This is a genomic window from Silanimonas sp., assembly GCF_027530345.1.
In the GTDB taxonomy this organism is placed as follows: domain Bacteria; phylum Pseudomonadota; class Gammaproteobacteria; order Xanthomonadales; family Xanthomonadaceae; genus Silanimonas.
Genome location: NZ_JAPZQK010000006.1, coordinates 58,949 through 75,315, shown reverse-complemented (window position 1 = coordinate 75,315; position 16,367 = coordinate 58,949). Strand labels below are relative to the sequence as shown.

The window sequence follows — 16,367 nt, the reverse complement described above, 5'->3', positions numbered from 1 at the left end:
GGCCTCACGGCGTGCCCTCGGGCGTCTCCACCTTGCCGCGCCAGCGCCGCCACCAGTACCGGAAGGTCCGGCGCCGCGTCCAACCCAGGATTTCCGCGGACTGTCGCGCAAGGCGATCCAGAGCGTCCAGGACGACGGCCGCCTCTGCTTGCGCCGCAGCAGCATCAGCAGCGCGCCGCTCGGCGAGGTCCTGGGTGAGCGCCTCGAGCTCGCGAAGGCGAGTCGCACCGATGGCTTCCTGCTCGACCAAGGACCAGAGCAACTCGGGCAGTCCGCGGCCACGCAGGTCAAATCGGACGGGCACGCTGGTTCCGGCCGGCGCCATGGACCCGAGCGCGATCTCGATCCACGGATCATCGTCGGTGGCGACAAGCAAGAGTCCGCCCGCGGTCGGGCGCACGACGCCGTTGCAGGCGACGACGGCCGCCGGCAGGTCCGTCACCGGGACGCCGGCAACGACGAGCGCGGTGATCTCGAACACGCCCGCGCGGTCGTCCGGATCGAGGCGCAGGCGATCCACGCCAATCCCGGGGCCACCAACCGTCGCGACAAAGCCACCGTCGGCCTGCGCACGGGCGGCGAACGAACGGTCCTCTGAATGCGCCGCATCAAGGGCACGCCAGTAGACGCGCGGATTCGGCGCCCGTGACGGCGCCTTTTCCCAGGCGTCGGCCAAGGCCAGTCCATTGCGGACTTCGCGGAGCAGGCGCAAGGCGTCCTCGCGTTCGCGGCCCTCGCGCGCCCGGGCATCGAGCAGCGCGGCGCGCGCGCTCTCCGCATCCTCGAGCCAGCGAACCCGGAAGGCGTCGAATGCCGCCGCGACCACCGCGCCGTCGCCCGCCGTGCCCAGGCAGCCTTTGGCGAACGCGTAAACGCGCTCGGCGAAGACCTCGCCCTCCCCGCCTTCGGCACGCTGTCGGCGAAGCCGGGCGTCGACACCGGTGCCGCGCGCGACATCCGGGCGCAGCACGTCGCCGAGCCCCAACACGCCAAGCGCCGTGTCCAGAGTGGCGTCCGGTGCCTGCACCAGGTCCTGGAAGTCGATGAAGACGCGGGCCGCGCCGCGTGTGGCGAGTTCAGCTTCCAACAGATGTTCAAGCCAAAGCCGGCCTGCGCGGTAGGCCGACATGCCGTCGCGGGCCTGCAAGGAGGCCGCGACCTCGCGTGGATCTCGCAGCACGATCAGGTAGGCGGGACGAAGGCCGGCCTCGGCCATGGCCTGCGACCATTCCGGCACCAAGCGGCAGGCGCGCGGGTCCTTGACGACAGCAGGCGTCGAACGCCCGCGCAGTGCGCAGAACACCTCGACCATCGCCGCCTGCGCTTCTGGAGCCACGATCGGACGCGACAGCGGGCCGGGCTCGTCCCAGGTCAATCCGGCGGATGCCAGCAGGGCGTCGCTCGCCGCAACCAGGCGCGCGTCCTCGAAATAGCCATTCGCGTTGTCCGAGGTCGAGGGCAAGAGGGCGTTGCCGGCGTGCGCGCCGCGCGCGACCAGGGCCCCTGCCACCGCCGATGTGCCACTGCGATGCATGCCAAGGACCACGAGGGCCGTGGGACGTTCCGTCGTGTTCATGGTGCAGCTCCGATGGCGTACTCGCAGGCAGGCTCGAGCGCGAGGTCAAAGAAGCCCGAGCGCCGCGTGGGCGATCCGGCCGCTTCGATCCGGAACGCCAACGCGTCGACGATGCGATGGAGGTAGGTTTCGCCCTCGCCATCCAGCCACCCGACGCAGCCGGCATTGAGGAAGTAAGTGCCGGGCAGCAGAGAGGCACGGAACGGAAAGGCCACGTCGACGACGCTGCCAGCAGGCACGGCATCGACACCTTCGCCGTGGGGGTGGGAATCGACACCGCAGAGTTCGACGCCGCTGGTGGACTTGATCAGCATGCCAAAGTGGACGAAGCGCGCGGCCTGGTCGAAACGGACACGGAAACGATAGCGGTAGCACTCGCCCGGGGCGAGCACATTCACCGCTCGACCCTCGGCATCGACGAGTTCGGGGGATTCGATGCGGGCACCGCGCGATTCGTAGTGCACGGTGCTTTCCGGCACGAGTCCGGGATCGAAGCGCGCACTCATCGCCGGGGCGCCAACGCCGCTGCCCGGCGCCGTCTCCCATCGGCCGGCGCGCAGCTCCGCCAGCAGCGCGGCCCGCCGCTCCGGCGCGCCGTACAGCACCTTCTGGTAGGCCGCGACGACCGCCTTGGGCGCCCCGACGGCGAGGACCTCCCCGGCATCGAGCAGCACGGCCCGATCGCAGAGCTGCACGACCGCGGCGGTCGCGTGCGACACGAACAGGATGGCGGCACCGCGCGCCTTCATCTGCTCGATGCGGGCGAAGCACTTGCGCTGGAACGCCTCGTCGCCGACGGCCAGCGCTTCGTCCACCACCAGCAGGTCGGGCTCCACCGCGACAGCAACGGCGAACGCGAGCCGCACGAACATGCCGCTGGAATAGGTGCGCACCGGCTCGTCGAGATAGTCGCCGATGTCGGCGAAATCAACGATGGCCTGGAAATGGCGCTCGGTCTCGGCGCGGCTGAGGCCGAGCATCGAGGCGTTTAGGTAGACGTTCTCGCGGCCGCTGAATTCCGGATTGAAGCCGGCCCCGAGTTCGAGCAGGGCGGCGACGCGGCCCCGTACCTCGACGCTCCCCTCGGTGGGTTCGAGCGTGCCGCAGACCATCTGCAGGAAGGTGGACTTGCCCGAGCCGTTGCGCCCGAGCAGGCCGACGGTCTCGCCGGGCCGCACCTCGAGGTCGACGCCACGCAGGGCCCAATGCGCCTGCGAACGACGCGGGCCGCCCAGCAACGCGAGGAGGCGCCGCGAGGGACTGGCGAAGCGCTCATAGCGCTTGCCCAGCCCGCGGACGCGGACCACCGGCTCAGAGGACATCGGCGAACCCCCGGCGCAGGCGCAGGAACAGCGCCGCGCCCGTGATCGCCACGACGAGGCCGATGGCGCCCTGCACCGCCAACGCCGACCAGTCGGGCATCGTGCCGGCGAGAGCCACGGCACGTGCGGCATCAACGACCGGCGTCAGCGGATTGCCCTCGAAGACAAAGCGCCAGGCCTCGGGCACGGCGTCGGGCGGGACGATCACCGAGGAAAGGAACATCGTCGCGGTGACGAGGGGCGGCACCACGTACTGCACGTCACGGACGTAGACGCTCAAGGACGCGAGCGCCCAGACGAGGCCAAGGCACAGCAGCACCATCGGCAGCAGCACGACAGGCAGGAGCAACAGGGTGGGCGGCGGCGTGCGCCCCACGAGCAGCAGCATGCCGGCCAGCACCAGCGCGTTGGCGAGGAAATGGAACACCGCCGAGGCCAGCACCGGCCAGGCCAGCAGCTCGATCGGAAAAACCACCTTCTTGACGTAACTGGCGTTCGCGGTGATGAGCGTGCAGGCCTTTCCGAGGCACTCGGCAAGCACGCCATGCACCATCAGTCCGACGAACAGGATGATGGCGAAGCCCGCCGTGCCTTCGGCGCCGGGCCAGCGTGAGCCCAGGACTTCGCCGAAGGCCAGCGTCAGCACCCCCAGCATCAGGAAAGGCTGGAGTAGCGCCCAGAGCACGCCGAACGAGGCCCCGCGATAGCGCCCCACGATCTCGCGCTTGCTGAGCTCCCACGCCAGGGAGCGCTCCCGCGCCCCGAGGGGCAACAGCGAGGCCGCGGCCCTGCTCACCCGAGCGCCCGCTCCAGCTCGGCACGCAGGTCCGCGAGATCTTCCACGCCGACCGACAGTCGCACCAGGTTGTCGGTGACGCCCAGCGCCGCGCGGCGTTCGGCCGGCACGCTGGCGTGGGTCATCACTGCCGGATGGTTGGCGAGGCTCTCGACGCCGCCGAGGCTCTCGGCACAGGCGAACAGCTCGGTGCGCTCCATGAAGCGCTTGGCCGCCTCGAAACCGCCCTTCAGCCACACGCTGACCATGCCGCCCGGGCCCTTCATCTGCCGCTGGGCCAGCGCGTACTGCGGGTGCGCCTTCAGGCCCGGATAGGCCACGCGCTCCACGGCCGGGTGGTGCTCGAGGAACTCGGCGATGGCCTGCGCGTTCTCGCAATGCGCCTTCATGCGCAGGTGCAGGGTCTTCAGGCCCCGCAGCGCGAGGAAGCTGTCGAACGGCCCCTGCACGGCGCCGACGGCGTTCTGCAGGAAGGTCATCTGCTCGGCGAGGTCGGCGCGATCACCCACCACCGCGAGGCCGCCAACGATATCGCTGTGGCCGTTGATGTACTTCGTCGCCGAGTGCATGACGATGTCCGCACCCAGCGCGATCGGCTGCTGCAACGCCGGCGAACAGAAAGTGTTGTCGACCACCACGATCAGGCCGCGCTTCTTCGCGCGCTCGGCCACCGCGGCGATGTCGACCAGCTTCAGCGTGGGATTGGTGGGCGTTTCGATCCACACCATCCGCGTGTTGGGTCGGATGGCCGCCTCGAACGCATCGAGATCCGAGAGGTCGACCCACGAGAAGTCGAGGCCCGCGCTGCGCCGGCGCACGCGCTCGAACAGGCGGTAGGTACCGCCGTAGACGTCGTCCATCGCCACCACGTGGCTGCCGGAATCCAGCAGCTCGAGGATGGTCGAGGTGGCAGCGAGCCCGGAGGCGAAGGCGTAGCCGTTCCGGCCGCCCTCCAAGGCCGCCACGCAGCGCTCGTAGGCGAAGCGCGTCGGGTTGTGGCTGCGCGAGTACTCGTAGCCCTGGTGCACGCCGGGGCTTTCCTGCACGTAGGTCGAGGTGGCGTAGATCGGCACCATCACCGCGCCCGTGCTCGGGTCGGGGCTCTGGCCGGCGTGGATGGCTTTCGTGCCGAAGCCGTAATTCGTGTCACTCATGGCAGTCCTCGCGTGGGGCGCGCGTCGCGCGGCCTCACTGCACCTTGCGGCGCAGGTAGTTCAGGAAATCGATGCGGGTGATCAGGCCGAGGAACTTCGGGCCGTCCATCACGATGGCCACGTGGCCACGCTCGAACACGCCCATCAGGCTGTTGATCGGCGAGCGCATGTCGACGAGTTCCAGCTTGGTGACCATGGCCGTGGAGACCGGATCGCGGAAGCGCGCCTCGTCGGCGTGCACGTGCATCAGCACGTCGCTCTCGTCGAGGATGCCGACGATCCGCTCGTTCTCGATCACCGGCAGCTGCGAGACGTCGTACAGCTTCATGCGCTGGTAGGCGACGGTGAGCAGGTCGTTCGGGCTGACCACGATGGTGTCGCGCGCAGCGTAGGGGCGCAGGATCAGGTCGCGCAGGTCGCCGTGTTGCGGGCGGTCGAGGAAGCCCTGGTCGAGCATCCAGTAGTCGTTGTACATCTTCGACAGGTACTTGTTGCCCGTGTCGCAGACGAACACCACCACCTTCTTCGGCGTGGTCTGCTCGCGGCAGTAGCGCAGCGCGGCGGCCAACAAAGTCCCGGAAGAAGAGCCACCCAGCACGCCCTCCTTCGCCAGCAACTCGCGGCCGGCGAGCATGCTGTCCTTGTCGGAGACCGCGTAGGCCTTCTTGACGCGGGTGAAGTCGGAAATGTCCGGCAGGAAGTCCTCGCCGATGCCCTCCACCAGCCAGCTGCCCGATTTGGTGTCGAGGATGCCCTCGTTGATGTACTTGGTGAGGATGGAGCCGACCGGATCGGCCAGCACCAGCTCGACGTGCGGCGCAGTCTTGGCGAAGTAGCGCGAGAGGCCGGTCATCGTGCCCGAGCTGCCACAGCCGAAGACGATGGCGTCCATTCCGCCCACGTCCTGCATCTGTTCCCAGATCTCGGGGCCAGTCACCGTCTCGTGCGTGAGCGGGTTGTCCGGGTTGCCGAACTGGTTGATGAAGTAGGCACCCGGAGTGTCGGCGGCGATGCGCGCGGCGAGGTCCTGGTAGTAATCCGGATGGCCCTTGGCCACGTCGGAGCGCGTCAGGATCACTTCGGCGCCCATGGCCTTGAGGTTGAAGATCTTCTCGCGGCTCATCTTGTCGGGCACCACCAGCACCAGCCGGTAGCCCTTCTGCTGCGCGGCCAGCGCCAAGCCGATGCCGGTGTTGCCCGCCGTGCCCTCCACCAGCGTGGCGCCGGGCTGGATCTTCCCGGCCTTCTCGGCCGCCTCGATCATCGTCACGCCGATGCGGTCCTTGATGGAGCCGCCCGGGTTCATGCACTCCAGCTTGAGGTACAGCTCGCACAAACCGGTGTCGAGCTTGCGGGCCTTGACGATGGGCGTCTTGCCGACGAGTTCGAGGACGCTCTGGTGGACGGGCATGGCAAGGCGCGTTCGAAAGGGTGGCGGATTGTAACAGTCGGCCTAGGCGCCCTTGCCGGCGGCCTCGGACGCGGCTGGCGGTTACCGAGGCCAGCGCACACGCTGCAAGGGGCGCTCCACGAGCCGCCAGGAGGCCCACGAAACCAGCGCCGTCAACACGGCGAACACCGCCAACGCCGGCGCGCCCGCCAGCCCCATGGGGCCCGTGACGACCGCCAGCACGGGCATATGCCAGAGGTAGGCACTGAAGCTCACCCAGCCCAGCCAGCGCAGCGGCCGCCACTCGAAGGGCCTGCGCAGCCGCGCCGGCCCATGCACGACGGCCAGCAGCAGGGCCGACCACGCGACGGCGAAAAAGGCGAACCAGCGATGGTTGAGATCGGCCTGGAACGCCCCGCCGCCGATCGCGGCCGCCACGGCCGGCACCGTGGCCACGAAGGCCAACAGGGCCAGAAGGCCGAGCCATCCAAAGGCCCGCTCGGACCGCGGCATGGGCGTCGGCTGGTGCACCGAGACCAGGGCGGCCAGCCCTCCAGCGAAGAACAGCACGAGGTAGGGGCCGAGCCGCACATCGTTCACGAGTGAGGCTGACGGGGGCCAGAGGATCATCACCGCCACGCCGGCCGACGTCGCCAGTGCCGAAGCAAGCAGCAGGCCACCGGCCCGCTGGGCCACGGCCAAAACCCATGCGACCAGAGGCAACCAGAGGTAGTAGTGGAACTCCACCGGGATGCTCCACAACACGCTGGTGCCTTCCTGCAACGTGAGGTGGCGCAGCAGCGCGACGGCATCCATCGGGTAAGGCCACCAAGGCGCGACGGCCGTGGCGCTGATCACCGCGCTGGCCAGCAGCACCACGAGGTAGAGCGGCCAGATCCTCAACACCCGACGCAAGGCGTAATCCGCCCAACTCGCGCCCCGCCGCCAGTTCGCCACAGGCCACTGCAGCAGCAGTCGCGTCAGCAAAAAGGCACTCAGCACGAAGAACAGGTAAACGCCGCTCTTGCCTATGCCGGAGAGGCTCAGGCCCGGCAACACCGGCAAGCCGGCGTTGGCGAGGTGCGACATCAGCACGATGCCCACGGCCAGACCGCGCAGGCCGTCGAGGGCGGGCAGGGTGTCGCCGCGTACCGAGTGGGTCATCACGTGCGCAAGGGTGGCCTTCGGCGGGTCCCGCATTGGACACTATGGGCTTCAAAAACGCACGGACATGCCCGATGGAACGACATACCGCCCCCATGCCCCCCCGACTCTCCCAAGCCATGGACGCCCTGCGCCGCGGCGATCTTGCCACGGTTGAGGAGCAATGCCGCGGGTTGCTCGCCGAAAGCCCGGGGGAGTTCCGCGCCGCCAGCCTGCTTGGCGCCATCCTCACCGACACCGGGCGGGCGGACCAAGCCCTGCGCTTTCTCGAACAGGCCGCAACGCATGAGTTGATGGCGCGCTACAACCTCGGCATCGCCTACCACGCTGTTGGGCGGCTTGAGGATGCCGCCGCCTGCTTCGAAGACGCGCTGCGCGCCAATCCGGACTGGGTCGATGCCCGAAACAACCTCGGGTCGACCCTACTCGACCTCGGCTTCGCTCGTCCCGCCGCGGAAGTGCTGCGCGAAAGCCTGAAGCGCCCCGGTCTCACGCCGGTGGTCTTCAGCAACCTGCTGATGGCCATGCAGTACCTGCCCGAGGTAGCCCGCGACGAAGTCGCCGCTCTGCACCGCAGCTACGGCGAGGCGCTTGCGGCGGCGCACCCGCCAATGGCGCCTGCACCGGACCGCGATGCAGGCCCCCTGCGCGTGGGCCTCGTCTCGGGCGACTTCCGCCACCATCCGGTGGGCCTGCTGCTAGAGGGCCTGCTGCCGGCCCTGCGCGCTCGCGGCTGGTGGCTGTGCGCCTACAGCAATCGCCCCGGCCTACCGGGCGACCCGGTGCCTGCCCGCCTGCAGACGCAGGTAGACCAGTGGGTGGACATCAGCGGCACCGATGACCTCAGCGCTGCCCGCCAAGTGCGTGAGGACCGCATCGACGTCCTGATTGACCTCTCTGGCCATACCGGCCATCACCGCCTCGGATTGTTCGCGCTGAAGCCGGCGCCGACGCAACTCAGCTGGCTCGGCTACGGCGACAGCACCGGCCTTGCCACCATCGACGCGGTGGTCAGCGACGCCGTGTCGACGCCGCCGGGCGTCGACGGCGAGTACGTCGAGTCGCTGCTGCGGCTACCCCTGCCACGCCTGCCCTTCACCGCGCCGGCCGATGCGCCCCCCGTGTCCGACCCGCCTTGCGCGACCGATGCGCCCTTCACGTTCGGGTGTTTCAACACGATCGCTAAGCTCAATCCGCGGGTCATCGCCACCTGGGCGCGGATCCTTGCTGCCGCGCCGGACAGCCGCTTGCTGTTGAAGGGCCGCCAGTTCGACCATGCAGCCGCGCGCACGGCGATCATCGAGGGTTTCGCAAGTTATGGCATTCCGGCCGAGCGATTGGTCCTCGAAGGGTACACCCGCCGCGCCGACTACTACGCGGCCTTCCACCGTGTCGACGTCGCCCTCGATCCCTTCCCCTTCAACGGCGGGATGTCCACGCTCGACGCGCTGTGGATGGGTGTGCCGGTGCTGAGCCTCGCCGGTGAAGGGATGTGGGCCCGGCAAGGCGCGATGATCCTCGGCGCCCTCGGCCTCGACGACTGGCTGACCGATGACCTCGAGGCTTACGTGGAAAAAGCGGTAGAGGCAACGCGCTCGACCGCCGAGCTTCGCAAGCTGCGCCGCGGTCTCCGTAAGCGCGTGGCCGAAGCAGACTTCGCCAAACCAGAGCGCTTCGCTGAGGTGTTCTGTCGAGCCATCGGTGAGCTTCACGAGCGACTGGGAGCAAAACAACGTCGAGGCGCCTGAGGACCGGCAGCCAACACAGCGTTCGACACAGGAAAGCCCTCGGCGGGATGAGCCCCGAGGCCCATGCGATGTCGCTACGCTCCAAACCTCACCGCCCGCCCAGCCTCAACCCCATGTCTAAGCGCCGCATTCTTTTCGTTGCCGAAGCCTTCGCCTTTCCCTCTGGCGGCATCTCGGTCATCTACCAGCATGCGGCAACACTTGCCAAGAATGGATTCCGGGCGTCTGTCGCCCTGGCCACCCGGCCCGAACGAGACTTCTACGGGATCGATGTCCCTCTCACGTTGCACGGGGGGCGATTGACCGTCGAGCCGGGTGACATCTGGGTGATTCCCGAGGGTTTTTCCACCTATGTGGAAGCACTACGGCAGGCTCCTGTGCGCAAACTGATGTTCTGTCAGAACCAGTACTACATTCCCTTTCCATCCAATCCGGGAGGGGGTGCGCACGAACTGGGGGTCGATGGCTTCATTGCTTCGAGCCATTCGGTTCAGCAGTTCTTCGCCGACGTGTATGGCTTGACCGACATTCCTATCATTCCTTGCGCCGTGGATCCGCAGCGGTTCAAGCCAGCGCCAAACAAGAAGCTTCAAGTGGCCTGCATGCCGCGCAAGCTGGGCGACTACGCGGCATTCGTGCAGGCAACCTTGCGACGGATGCATCCACGCCACGCCGATGTTCCCTGGGTCGCCATCCAAGGCGGCACGCAGCAGGAAGCAGCAGCATCGCTGGGCGAGAGCGCCGTGTTCCTCTCCCTGTCACACAAAGAGTCCTTCGGACTGCCGCCCTTGGAAGCCATGGCCGCAGGATGCCTGGTCGCTGGCTTTCACGGCGACGGCGGACGCGAGTACATGGGCGACGCGAACGGGTGGTGGGCGGATACCGGCGACTGGCGGGCCTGCGTCAAGGGCCTCGCCGCGGCGCTGGACCTGTGCAAGGCGGATCCGCCAGCGAGCGCGTCGATTCGCCAAGCCATGGCGGCGACGGTGGCCCGCTACAGCCCGTCAAGGATGGAAGAAGCGCTACTTGAGTTCTGGCGGGCAGAGATCGAGCGGATCTGACACGAGGGCCATAGCCGGGGAGAAATCTCGGCTCCGGCAAGCCTGTTTACGCCTTCTTCCGCGGTCATCTGACCCGGCTTGTCGTTGCAAATTGTCGCCGAGGACAACGCTTCTACCGCGGCGTGATCGAGAAGCCAAAAAGAAAGGCCCGCTTGCGCGGGCCTTTCTCGTGTTGCGACTAACCCGGAAGGATTAGTTGGTGCCCGGACGCTGCATCGCGGTGTTGGCGATCGAGCCCGTGACGCCATTCACGATCTGGTACAGACCCTGGATGTCGTTCGTCGGGCCGGCAACCGTGGCAACCAGCGTACCGCGCGAGTTGCCCGTGAAGGTGACGATGTCCGAGACGCTCAGGACGATGGTGCCGCCGGCCGGGATGGTGCCCGTAGCCGCCGAGCCCAGCGCCGCCGTCGTGCCGGCTTCCGTCTGCGCAGCGATCGTGTACGGACGAGCCACCGTACCGGTGTTCGTCAGGACGACGCGGCTCAGCCAGCCAGCCGGGAGCTGGACGAACGGGGCCTGCAGCGAGGTGCCGTTGCGGGTGATCGAACCCAGGGTGACCGGGCCGAGGCTGGTGACCGAGTACAGCGCAGTGTCAGTCGACACGGCGTTGAAGGTCTGCGCGTAGCCCGAAGCCGGGATGGCGACGCCCGTACGCGGGGCGTAGCAGAGCGAGGCGTTGACGGCGGTCGGACCAGTGTCGAAGCGGGCCGAGGTGGCGGTCACGGCATTCGCGGCGACGTCGACGGTCGAGCAGTCGGCGTTCACCGAGAAGTACACGCGGCTCAGGGCAGCGCCCGAGAACGTGCCGTTGGAGTTGGCCGCAGCCGAGAAATCACCAGCGATCGAGTGGGTCGAGTCGGCGTCGAGCAGATCGGCCAGCGTGGCGGCAACGCCGTTGGCGAGACGCGGCTGGGTCGCCGTCGTGCCCTGAGCAACCGCAACGTTGGCGCGGGTGTCGAACACGATCGAACCAAGGTTGCCACGATCAACGGAGCTGGTCGGGGCGGCCGAGACGAAGCGCGAGAACGACGGGCTGGCCTCGACGTTGGCGACGGCGCCACGCGGGTTCAGAACGGCCAGACCATAGCTCTGGGCGAACGTGATGTAGTTACCCGAAACGGTCGTGATCAGGCCGGCGGTGCCGCCAGCAGCAGCCTGCGACGGCTGGTCGTACAGGCTGTACGAGCACGAGCCGGCCGTGGTGGCGGTGATGTTGCGGTTGCCGTTGATGGTCAGGGTGTTGACCGACTTCAGCAGGCCGGTGCCCGAGGTGATCGAGAAGGTGATCACGTTGGTGCCGAGGCCGTTGATGGCGCCGATGGTGGCACCCGTCAGGTCGCCCGGGACGCCGGTGCCGGCGCCCAGAGCCACCGCGCTACCAGCCAAGAAGCGGACGTTGCTCGAGCACTCGACGCGCGCGTAGCGAACTTCGTTCTCGGAGAAGTTGTAGCGGAGGTTGGCCGCGAGATCGAGAGCGTTAGCGGCGTTCGTCAGTGCCAGGCCGTCGGTCGGGTTCGAGATCACGAGCTCCGACGCGAACGTCACCGGGGTCGAGCCGCCGGAGGCGCTGAGGTTGACCTGCGCCTGGGCCGCCGTGGCGAACAGGCCACCGACGATCGCTGCGGCGAGAATCTTCTTGTTGAGGGTCATTACGTTGTTACTCCTAAGCTTAGGGTTTTGAAGCATCAGAACAGCACAACGTCCGGGCACCACCTAGCGCCTGCATGCATCATGCCGGCGCCGGCACGGGAGGAAAGTTGCCGCCGGGGCTCACTATGACAGAGAGCCGTCGGGTTTGGCACCCACCTTCTGCGCATGCAAGAGCACCACGCAGTCCCCAAACGCCCGCCGATAGTAGTACGTGGCTTTTCGGGGCGTCAACGATTGTCGAGAAATTGTTAGCCGACACCGTCACACCCCTGAAAAAAAGCGGCCAACCAATGACTTACGACAGGGTGCTGCAGAACTGTTTCAGCGCGGAATCTCGCCCAGACGGGCTCTCAGCGCCTCGGTGATCTGCCGCGCCTGGGCCGCGTCTTCGATCACGTACGGGGTGATCAGGACCATCAGCTCGGTGCGGTTGCCCGTGCGGCTGCGGCTGCGGAACAACTCCCCCACCACCGGGATGCGACCCAGGCCGGGGATTTCGGTACCGCCTGTGGTGGTGGTATTGGAGATCAGCCCGCCCATCAGCGTCGCTTCGCCGTCCGAGACGCTCATCGACGTTTGCAGCCGGCGCGAAAAGATGCTAGGCGACGAGATGGTGCTGGATTCGGTCTGCTGCGCCTCGCTGACCTCCTGACTCACACTGAGGTCGACCCGCTGGCTGGAATGCACCACCGGCTTGATCTCCAGCAGCACGCCGGTCTTGCGGTACTGCACCTGCTGCAGGATCGAAGGCGTGACGCCACCCAGGTCGGGCGCCGTGGCCTGGCTGGTGAGGATCGGCACCTCGGTGCCGACGTCGATGCTCGCGCTCTCGCCGCTGCGCACCATAAGGCGCGGCGTGGAGAGGATGTTCACCCGGGTACTGTTCTGGAACAGGTTCATCACCGCGCGCACCTGCCCGCTCGACGAGATCGGGCGCCACACCACACCGCGGGCGGGCACGGTTCCCGTGTAGGCGCCGAGGCTTCCGCCGAAATCGCTGATGCCCGCCTCGCGCAGCGCCCACTCGACCCCATGGGAGAACTCGTCGGTAAGCGTCACTTCCGCCACCGTCACTTCCACCAGCACCTGGCGCGCCGGCTGGTCGAGGCGCGCGAGCACGCTCTGCAGCGTGCGCCAGCGACTGGCCTCGCCCTGGAAGATGATGGCATTGCGCTGCGGGTCGACGACGATGCGGCTCCCGTCCGGCGCCACGCTGACCGAGGCCTGCGCCCCTCCGCGGGCGCTGCCGGCCCCGCCGCCGGACGTCACGCTGTTTCCGACTTCATCGAAACCGTTGCCACCCTGCACGCTGCGCGAGCCCTGCCCCGCCGCGACTCCGTCACCGCCGGCGACGCCACCGGACGGCGTCCCGCCGATCAGCGCCTCCATCGTGATGCGCAGGCTTTCCGCAGTGGTGTGGCGCACCTGGTAGATGTAGGCGCCCGCCTGCGTGCCACCGTCATCGGCGGGCTGGTCGAGCGTCTCGGCCCACTGCGCCACGGCCTCGAGTGCGGCATCCGACTCGCTGAACACCACGAGGGCATTCGCGGAGGCCACCGGCACGAAGGTCAGCGCACCGCCGCTGCCGGGCGTGCTGCGGAACGTGAAGCCCTGTCCGCTCAGCAGCTCGCGCAGCTCCTTCGCAAGCACGTCGACGCTGAGGTAGAGCGGCGAGATGCGCAGCGAGCGCTTCTCGCGCAGGCCCGTGCGGTCCAGCAACTGCACCGCTTCCATCGCCGAGTTCACCAGCGCCGGCGGGCCGCTGAGCAGCAGCGCGTTGTTGTCGTTGAGTTCGGTGACCTGCAGGCCCGCGGGGCCGCCGCTGCCATGGAGCGTGCGGACCTGCGCGCTGATGCGCGCCGGCTCGGCGACGTCGAGCGGCATGAACACGAAGATCGGGCGCTGGCCAGCGGGCACCTCGGGCAAGGCGCGGCCGGTGAGCAGCTGCGGCGCCTCGACGACGGCACCCGACTCGGCGGTGAAGCGCAAGCGCCCCTGCTCCTGCACGACGGCGACGCCGTAGCGCTTCAGCACTTCCTCGGCGATCGCGTACAGGCGGTTCGGCGGCTCGGGATCGACGAGGCGGAGGCTCACGAGGTCCTGCTTGTCGCGCACCGCCTGTTCGACCTCGATCGAGAAGCCCAACTGGTTGGCGAACACCTCGTCGATGAAGGCGGTGAGGTTTGCGCCGTCGATGGCGAGGGCGATCGGCGCCCCGCCCGGTCGGACCGGGCTCCGGCGCGCATCGAGGAGCCGCGCGGGCGGCGCTTCGGTCCGCGGCCCCTCGGAAATGCGCGGGCCGTCATCGGCGGCGTCCTCGGCCACCGCGGGCGCTTCCGTCGTCGGCAGCGGGGCGCGCAGCGGCTCCGGCAGGTTCGCCGGGGCAGTGGCGCAACCAGCGAGCACGAGCGCGACCAGCAGGGCGAGGGGCAGTCGGGCGGGCGTCAGCGAAAAAGGCATGGGTTCGTCCGGATCACGTCAATCGGTTCAAGGCTGGCGGGCGTCGAGGAGGCGCGCCTCGTGGCGCTCCCCGCGGCCGTCGCGCCATTCGGCACGGGTGGCCGCCACGGTGGTGACTTCAGCGCCATCGGGCAAGCGCTCGCCTTCCGCGGCACGCACGCGGCGGCCATCAGGCATGTCGAAGAGCGCGCGCCAGCGGCCGGCGACGCGCACCGTCCCCAGCAGGCGGGGCTGAGGGGCCTCGGTCGCCGCAGCGGCAGCCTTCGCGGGCTCGGAGGCCCAGACAGGCACATCCCACGGCGTCGGCGGGGTCGAGGGGACGGCGGGCAGCGCCCAGGCCAGCGTGCCGGTCGTCGTCGCCGGCAAGCGGGTGGGCGTGGTGCCCAACACCAGGAACGCCAGCCCACCCAGCACGAAGGCGACGATCACGCGACGGAATTCGGGCTGACGCACCGCAGCGCCAACACGGGCGACGGCAAGGGTCCAAACGCTGCTCATTCGCCCTCCCCCGCCTTGCGGAGGTAGCCGCGGACGATCAGCTGCACGGTGGCCGGCGATCCGTCGCGGATTTCGATGCGCTCGACGCGCAACCACGGCCGCTGCGCCAAGTCCCGCAACGCGCTGTCGATGGCGCTCGGCGTGGCACCGGCATCCAGCCGGGCCACGACCTGCCAGAGGTCGGGCACACCCTCGACGTCGAGCGCGGCCTCCGAACGCACGCGAGGCTGGTCGAGCCCGGCCGTGGCGGCCAGGGCGCTGAGCAGCGCCTGCAGTTCGGCCTGAGCCTCGCCGGCGCTGGCCGCGGCCGTCATCGTCGCCTCCATCGTTGCGAGCGCGTCACGTGCCTCCGTCGCGCGGCCGGTCCACGCCGCATCGGCGGCCGCACCCTCGAGCCGTCCCAGCAGGCTGCGATCCTGCAAATAGCGCTCGATGCGCGCGCCGCGCGCCTCCGAAAGGGCGATCGCGGCGTGCAGGACGGCCACCAGAAGGGCCAGACCGACGGCGATGCGCAGGCGGCGGTTCGCCCGCCATTGGCCGTGCAAGGACTGCCAGGCCGCGCTCATGGCGCGGCCTCCGGCGACGTTGCCGCCGGGGCATCGAGATCGACTTCGAGAACGATGCGGCCCGCTTCGCTAGGATTGGCGACGATATCGGCGAGCACCGGGTGCTCGCGGAACGCCTGCACGAAAACCCTTGGATCGGTGGTCGCCGATTGCACTTCGACCCGCAAGCCGCCGGCATCCCGGTTCCACGCGAGCAGGCGTGCATCCGCGGGAAGGCCGCGCTTCAGGTCGCCAATCAGCACATGGTCCACCGGTGTGTTCGACAGATCGACGTAGGCCGCCATGCGGGCCTGCGCGGCTTCCGCCTGCTCGCGCGCCTCGATCAGCGGCATCGATTCCCCGCGGACGCGGTCGAGTTCCGCATCCTGCCAGCGGGCCGCGATCGCCCAGACCGCCGTGGCCACCACCTGCCAGCCCAGCAGCAGGCCGGCCAACAGGCCGAGGCTGCGCCAGAACGCGCGCTCCAACTGGGTCGCCGACCAACGCAGTCGATCGTCGGCGCGGCCCCACGGCGACGACGCCAGCGGCAAGGTCTCGACTGGCGGGGGCGTGACATCGTCAGCCGTGAGCGAGGCGGAACGCAGGAATCGGCCCCAGGACGCGGCGTCCGGGGCCGACGGCCACCAGCGCGAGGCAAACAGCCGCCCCTCGCGCCAGACCTGACCCTCCACGCCTTCGCGCATGGCCAGCAGACGCGTCGCCTCGGGCGTCGCCGGTGGTGGACGAAGCCCGCTTTCCGGCACGAGTGTGGCCGCAGGATCGACATCCGCGAGCACAGCAGCGTCGACCAGCCAGACCTGTGCCACGTCGTCCTGCCAACGCGCGATCCAGCGCCCGCCCTCCGACAGCAGAGCGCGCGACGCAGCAAGCTTCAGCGCGGCAGTTCGCTGGTCGGCGGCGAGTTGCGGGAACGCAAGGCGGCGATGTTCGCAAGCCGTGCGTGGCACGACGACTTCGACAGGCCCCAGCCAGCCTCCCG

The 16,367-nt window shown here is 68.8% G+C and carries 13 protein-coding genes; 2 read left to right on the top strand and 11 right to left on the bottom strand.

All coding sequences use genetic code 11. The annotated features are described in order from the left end of the window. Nucleotides 1–4 precede the first annotated feature (4 nt). From O9255_RS03285 to O9255_RS03260, 6 genes are all read right to left on the bottom strand, one after another. Entirely contained in the window at nucleotides 5–1,576 is a 1,572-nt protein-coding gene (locus O9255_RS03285) for a hypothetical protein (protein ID WP_297865407.1), read from the bottom strand. Continuing rightward, on the bottom strand, nucleotides 1,573–2,898 hold the full coding sequence (locus O9255_RS03280) for an ABC transporter ATP-binding protein (RefSeq protein ID WP_297865406.1): 1,326 nt from the start codon (nucleotides 2,896–2,898) through the stop codon (nucleotides 1,573–1,575). The genes O9255_RS03285 and O9255_RS03280 overlap by 4 nt, the downstream gene beginning before the upstream one ends. After that, on the bottom strand, nucleotides 2,888–3,694 hold the full coding sequence (locus O9255_RS03275; protein ID WP_297865405.1) for an ABC transporter permease: 807 nt from the start codon (nucleotides 3,692–3,694) through the stop codon (nucleotides 2,888–2,890). Before O9255_RS03275 ends, O9255_RS03280 begins: the two co-directional genes overlap by 11 nt. Then, a complete protein-coding gene (locus tag O9255_RS03270; RefSeq protein WP_297865404.1) occupies nucleotides 3,691–4,848 on the bottom strand; it encodes a cystathionine gamma-synthase in 1,158 nt (385 codons plus the stop codon). The genes O9255_RS03275 and O9255_RS03270 overlap by 4 nt, the downstream gene beginning before the upstream one ends. Nucleotides 4,849–4,882: 34 nt before the next feature. Beyond that, nucleotides 4,883–6,259 carry a pyridoxal-phosphate dependent enzyme gene (locus O9255_RS03265; protein ID WP_297865403.1) on the bottom strand — a complete coding sequence of 459 codons (1,377 nt, stop codon included), beginning with the start codon at nucleotides 6,257–6,259 and terminating at the stop codon, nucleotides 4,883–4,885. Nucleotides 6,260–6,340: 81 nt separating this feature from the next. Beyond that, entirely contained in the window at nucleotides 6,341–7,402 is a 1,062-nt protein-coding gene (locus O9255_RS03260) for an acyltransferase (RefSeq protein ID WP_297865402.1), read from the bottom strand. A gap of 95 nt (nucleotides 7,403–7,497) precedes the next feature. Here O9255_RS03260 and O9255_RS03255 point away from each other — a divergent pair, with 95 nt between their 5' ends. Both O9255_RS03255 and O9255_RS03250 read left to right on the top strand, forming a co-directional pair. Continuing rightward, nucleotides 7,498–9,150, top strand: a complete 1,653-nt coding sequence (locus tag O9255_RS03255) for a tetratricopeptide repeat protein (protein ID WP_297865401.1) — start codon at nucleotides 7,498–7,500, stop codon at nucleotides 9,148–9,150. 113 nt (nucleotides 9,151–9,263) lie between these two features. Beyond that, on the top strand, nucleotides 9,264–10,211 hold the full coding sequence (locus O9255_RS03250; RefSeq protein ID WP_297865400.1) for a glycosyltransferase family 4 protein: 948 nt from the start codon (nucleotides 9,264–9,266) through the stop codon (nucleotides 10,209–10,211). Between the two features lie 192 nt (nucleotides 10,212–10,403). On the opposite strand, the gene O9255_RS03245 is transcribed toward O9255_RS03250, so the two are convergent. The 5 genes from O9255_RS03245 to O9255_RS03225 all read right to left on the bottom strand — a co-directional run bounded on the left by O9255_RS03245 (nucleotide 10,404) and on the right by O9255_RS03225 (nucleotide 16,335). Beyond that, nucleotides 10,404–11,864: a hypothetical protein gene (locus O9255_RS03245; protein WP_297865399.1), complete on the bottom strand. Its 1,461-nt coding sequence runs from the start codon at nucleotides 11,862–11,864 to the stop codon at nucleotides 10,404–10,406. Nucleotides 11,865–12,185: 321 nt separating this feature from the next. Continuing rightward, entirely contained in the window at nucleotides 12,186–14,324 is a 2,139-nt protein-coding gene (locus tag O9255_RS03240) for a secretin N-terminal domain-containing protein (RefSeq protein WP_297865398.1), read from the bottom strand. A 27-nt stretch (nucleotides 14,325–14,351) separates the two neighbouring features. Continuing rightward, a complete protein-coding gene (locus tag O9255_RS03235) occupies nucleotides 14,352–14,822 on the bottom strand; it encodes a hypothetical protein (protein ID WP_297865397.1) in 471 nt (156 codons plus the stop codon). Continuing rightward, a complete protein-coding gene (locus tag O9255_RS03230; RefSeq protein WP_297865396.1) occupies nucleotides 14,819–15,388 on the bottom strand; it encodes a hypothetical protein in 570 nt (189 codons plus the stop codon). Before O9255_RS03230 ends, O9255_RS03235 begins: the two co-directional genes overlap by 4 nt. Then, nucleotides 15,385–16,335 carry a hypothetical protein gene (locus O9255_RS03225; RefSeq protein ID WP_297865395.1) on the bottom strand — a complete coding sequence of 317 codons (951 nt, stop codon included), beginning with the start codon at nucleotides 16,333–16,335 and terminating at the stop codon, nucleotides 15,385–15,387. Before O9255_RS03225 ends, O9255_RS03230 begins: the two co-directional genes overlap by 4 nt. Nucleotides 16,336–16,367 lie beyond the last annotated feature (32 nt).

Coding starts and splice junctions, on each gene's coding strand:
- O9255_RS03285 (WP_297865407.1), bottom strand. CDS start 1,576: ATGAACACGACGGAACGTCCCACGGCCCTCGTGGTCCTTGGCATGCAT.
- O9255_RS03270 (WP_297865404.1), bottom strand. CDS start 4,848: ATGAGTGACACGAATTACGGCTTCGGCACGAAAGCCATCCACGCCGGC.
- O9255_RS03245 (WP_297865399.1), bottom strand. CDS start 11,864: ATGACCCTCAACAAGAAGATTCTCGCCGCAGCGATCGTCGGTGGCCTG.
- O9255_RS03280 (WP_297865406.1), bottom strand. CDS start 2,898: ATGTCCTCTGAGCCGGTGGTCCGCGTCCGCGGGCTGGGCAAGCGCTAT.
- O9255_RS03250 (WP_297865400.1), top strand. CDS start 9,264: ATGTCTAAGCGCCGCATTCTTTTCGTTGCCGAAGCCTTCGCCTTTCCC.
- O9255_RS03230 (WP_297865396.1), bottom strand. CDS start 15,388: ATGAGCGCGGCCTGGCAGTCCTTGCACGGCCAATGGCGGGCGAACCGC.
- O9255_RS03235 (WP_297865397.1), bottom strand. CDS start 14,822: ATGAGCAGCGTTTGGACCCTTGCCGTCGCCCGTGTTGGCGCTGCGGTG.
- O9255_RS03265 (WP_297865403.1), bottom strand. CDS start 6,259: ATGCCCGTCCACCAGAGCGTCCTCGAACTCGTCGGCAAGACGCCCATC.
- O9255_RS03240 (WP_297865398.1), bottom strand. CDS start 14,324: ATGCCTTTTTCGCTGACGCCCGCCCGACTGCCCCTCGCCCTGCTGGTC.
- O9255_RS03260 (WP_297865402.1), bottom strand. CDS start 7,402: ATGACCCACTCGGTACGCGGCGACACCCTGCCCGCCCTCGACGGCCTG.
- O9255_RS03255 (WP_297865401.1), top strand. CDS start 7,498: ATGCCCCCCCGACTCTCCCAAGCCATGGACGCCCTGCGCCGCGGCGAT.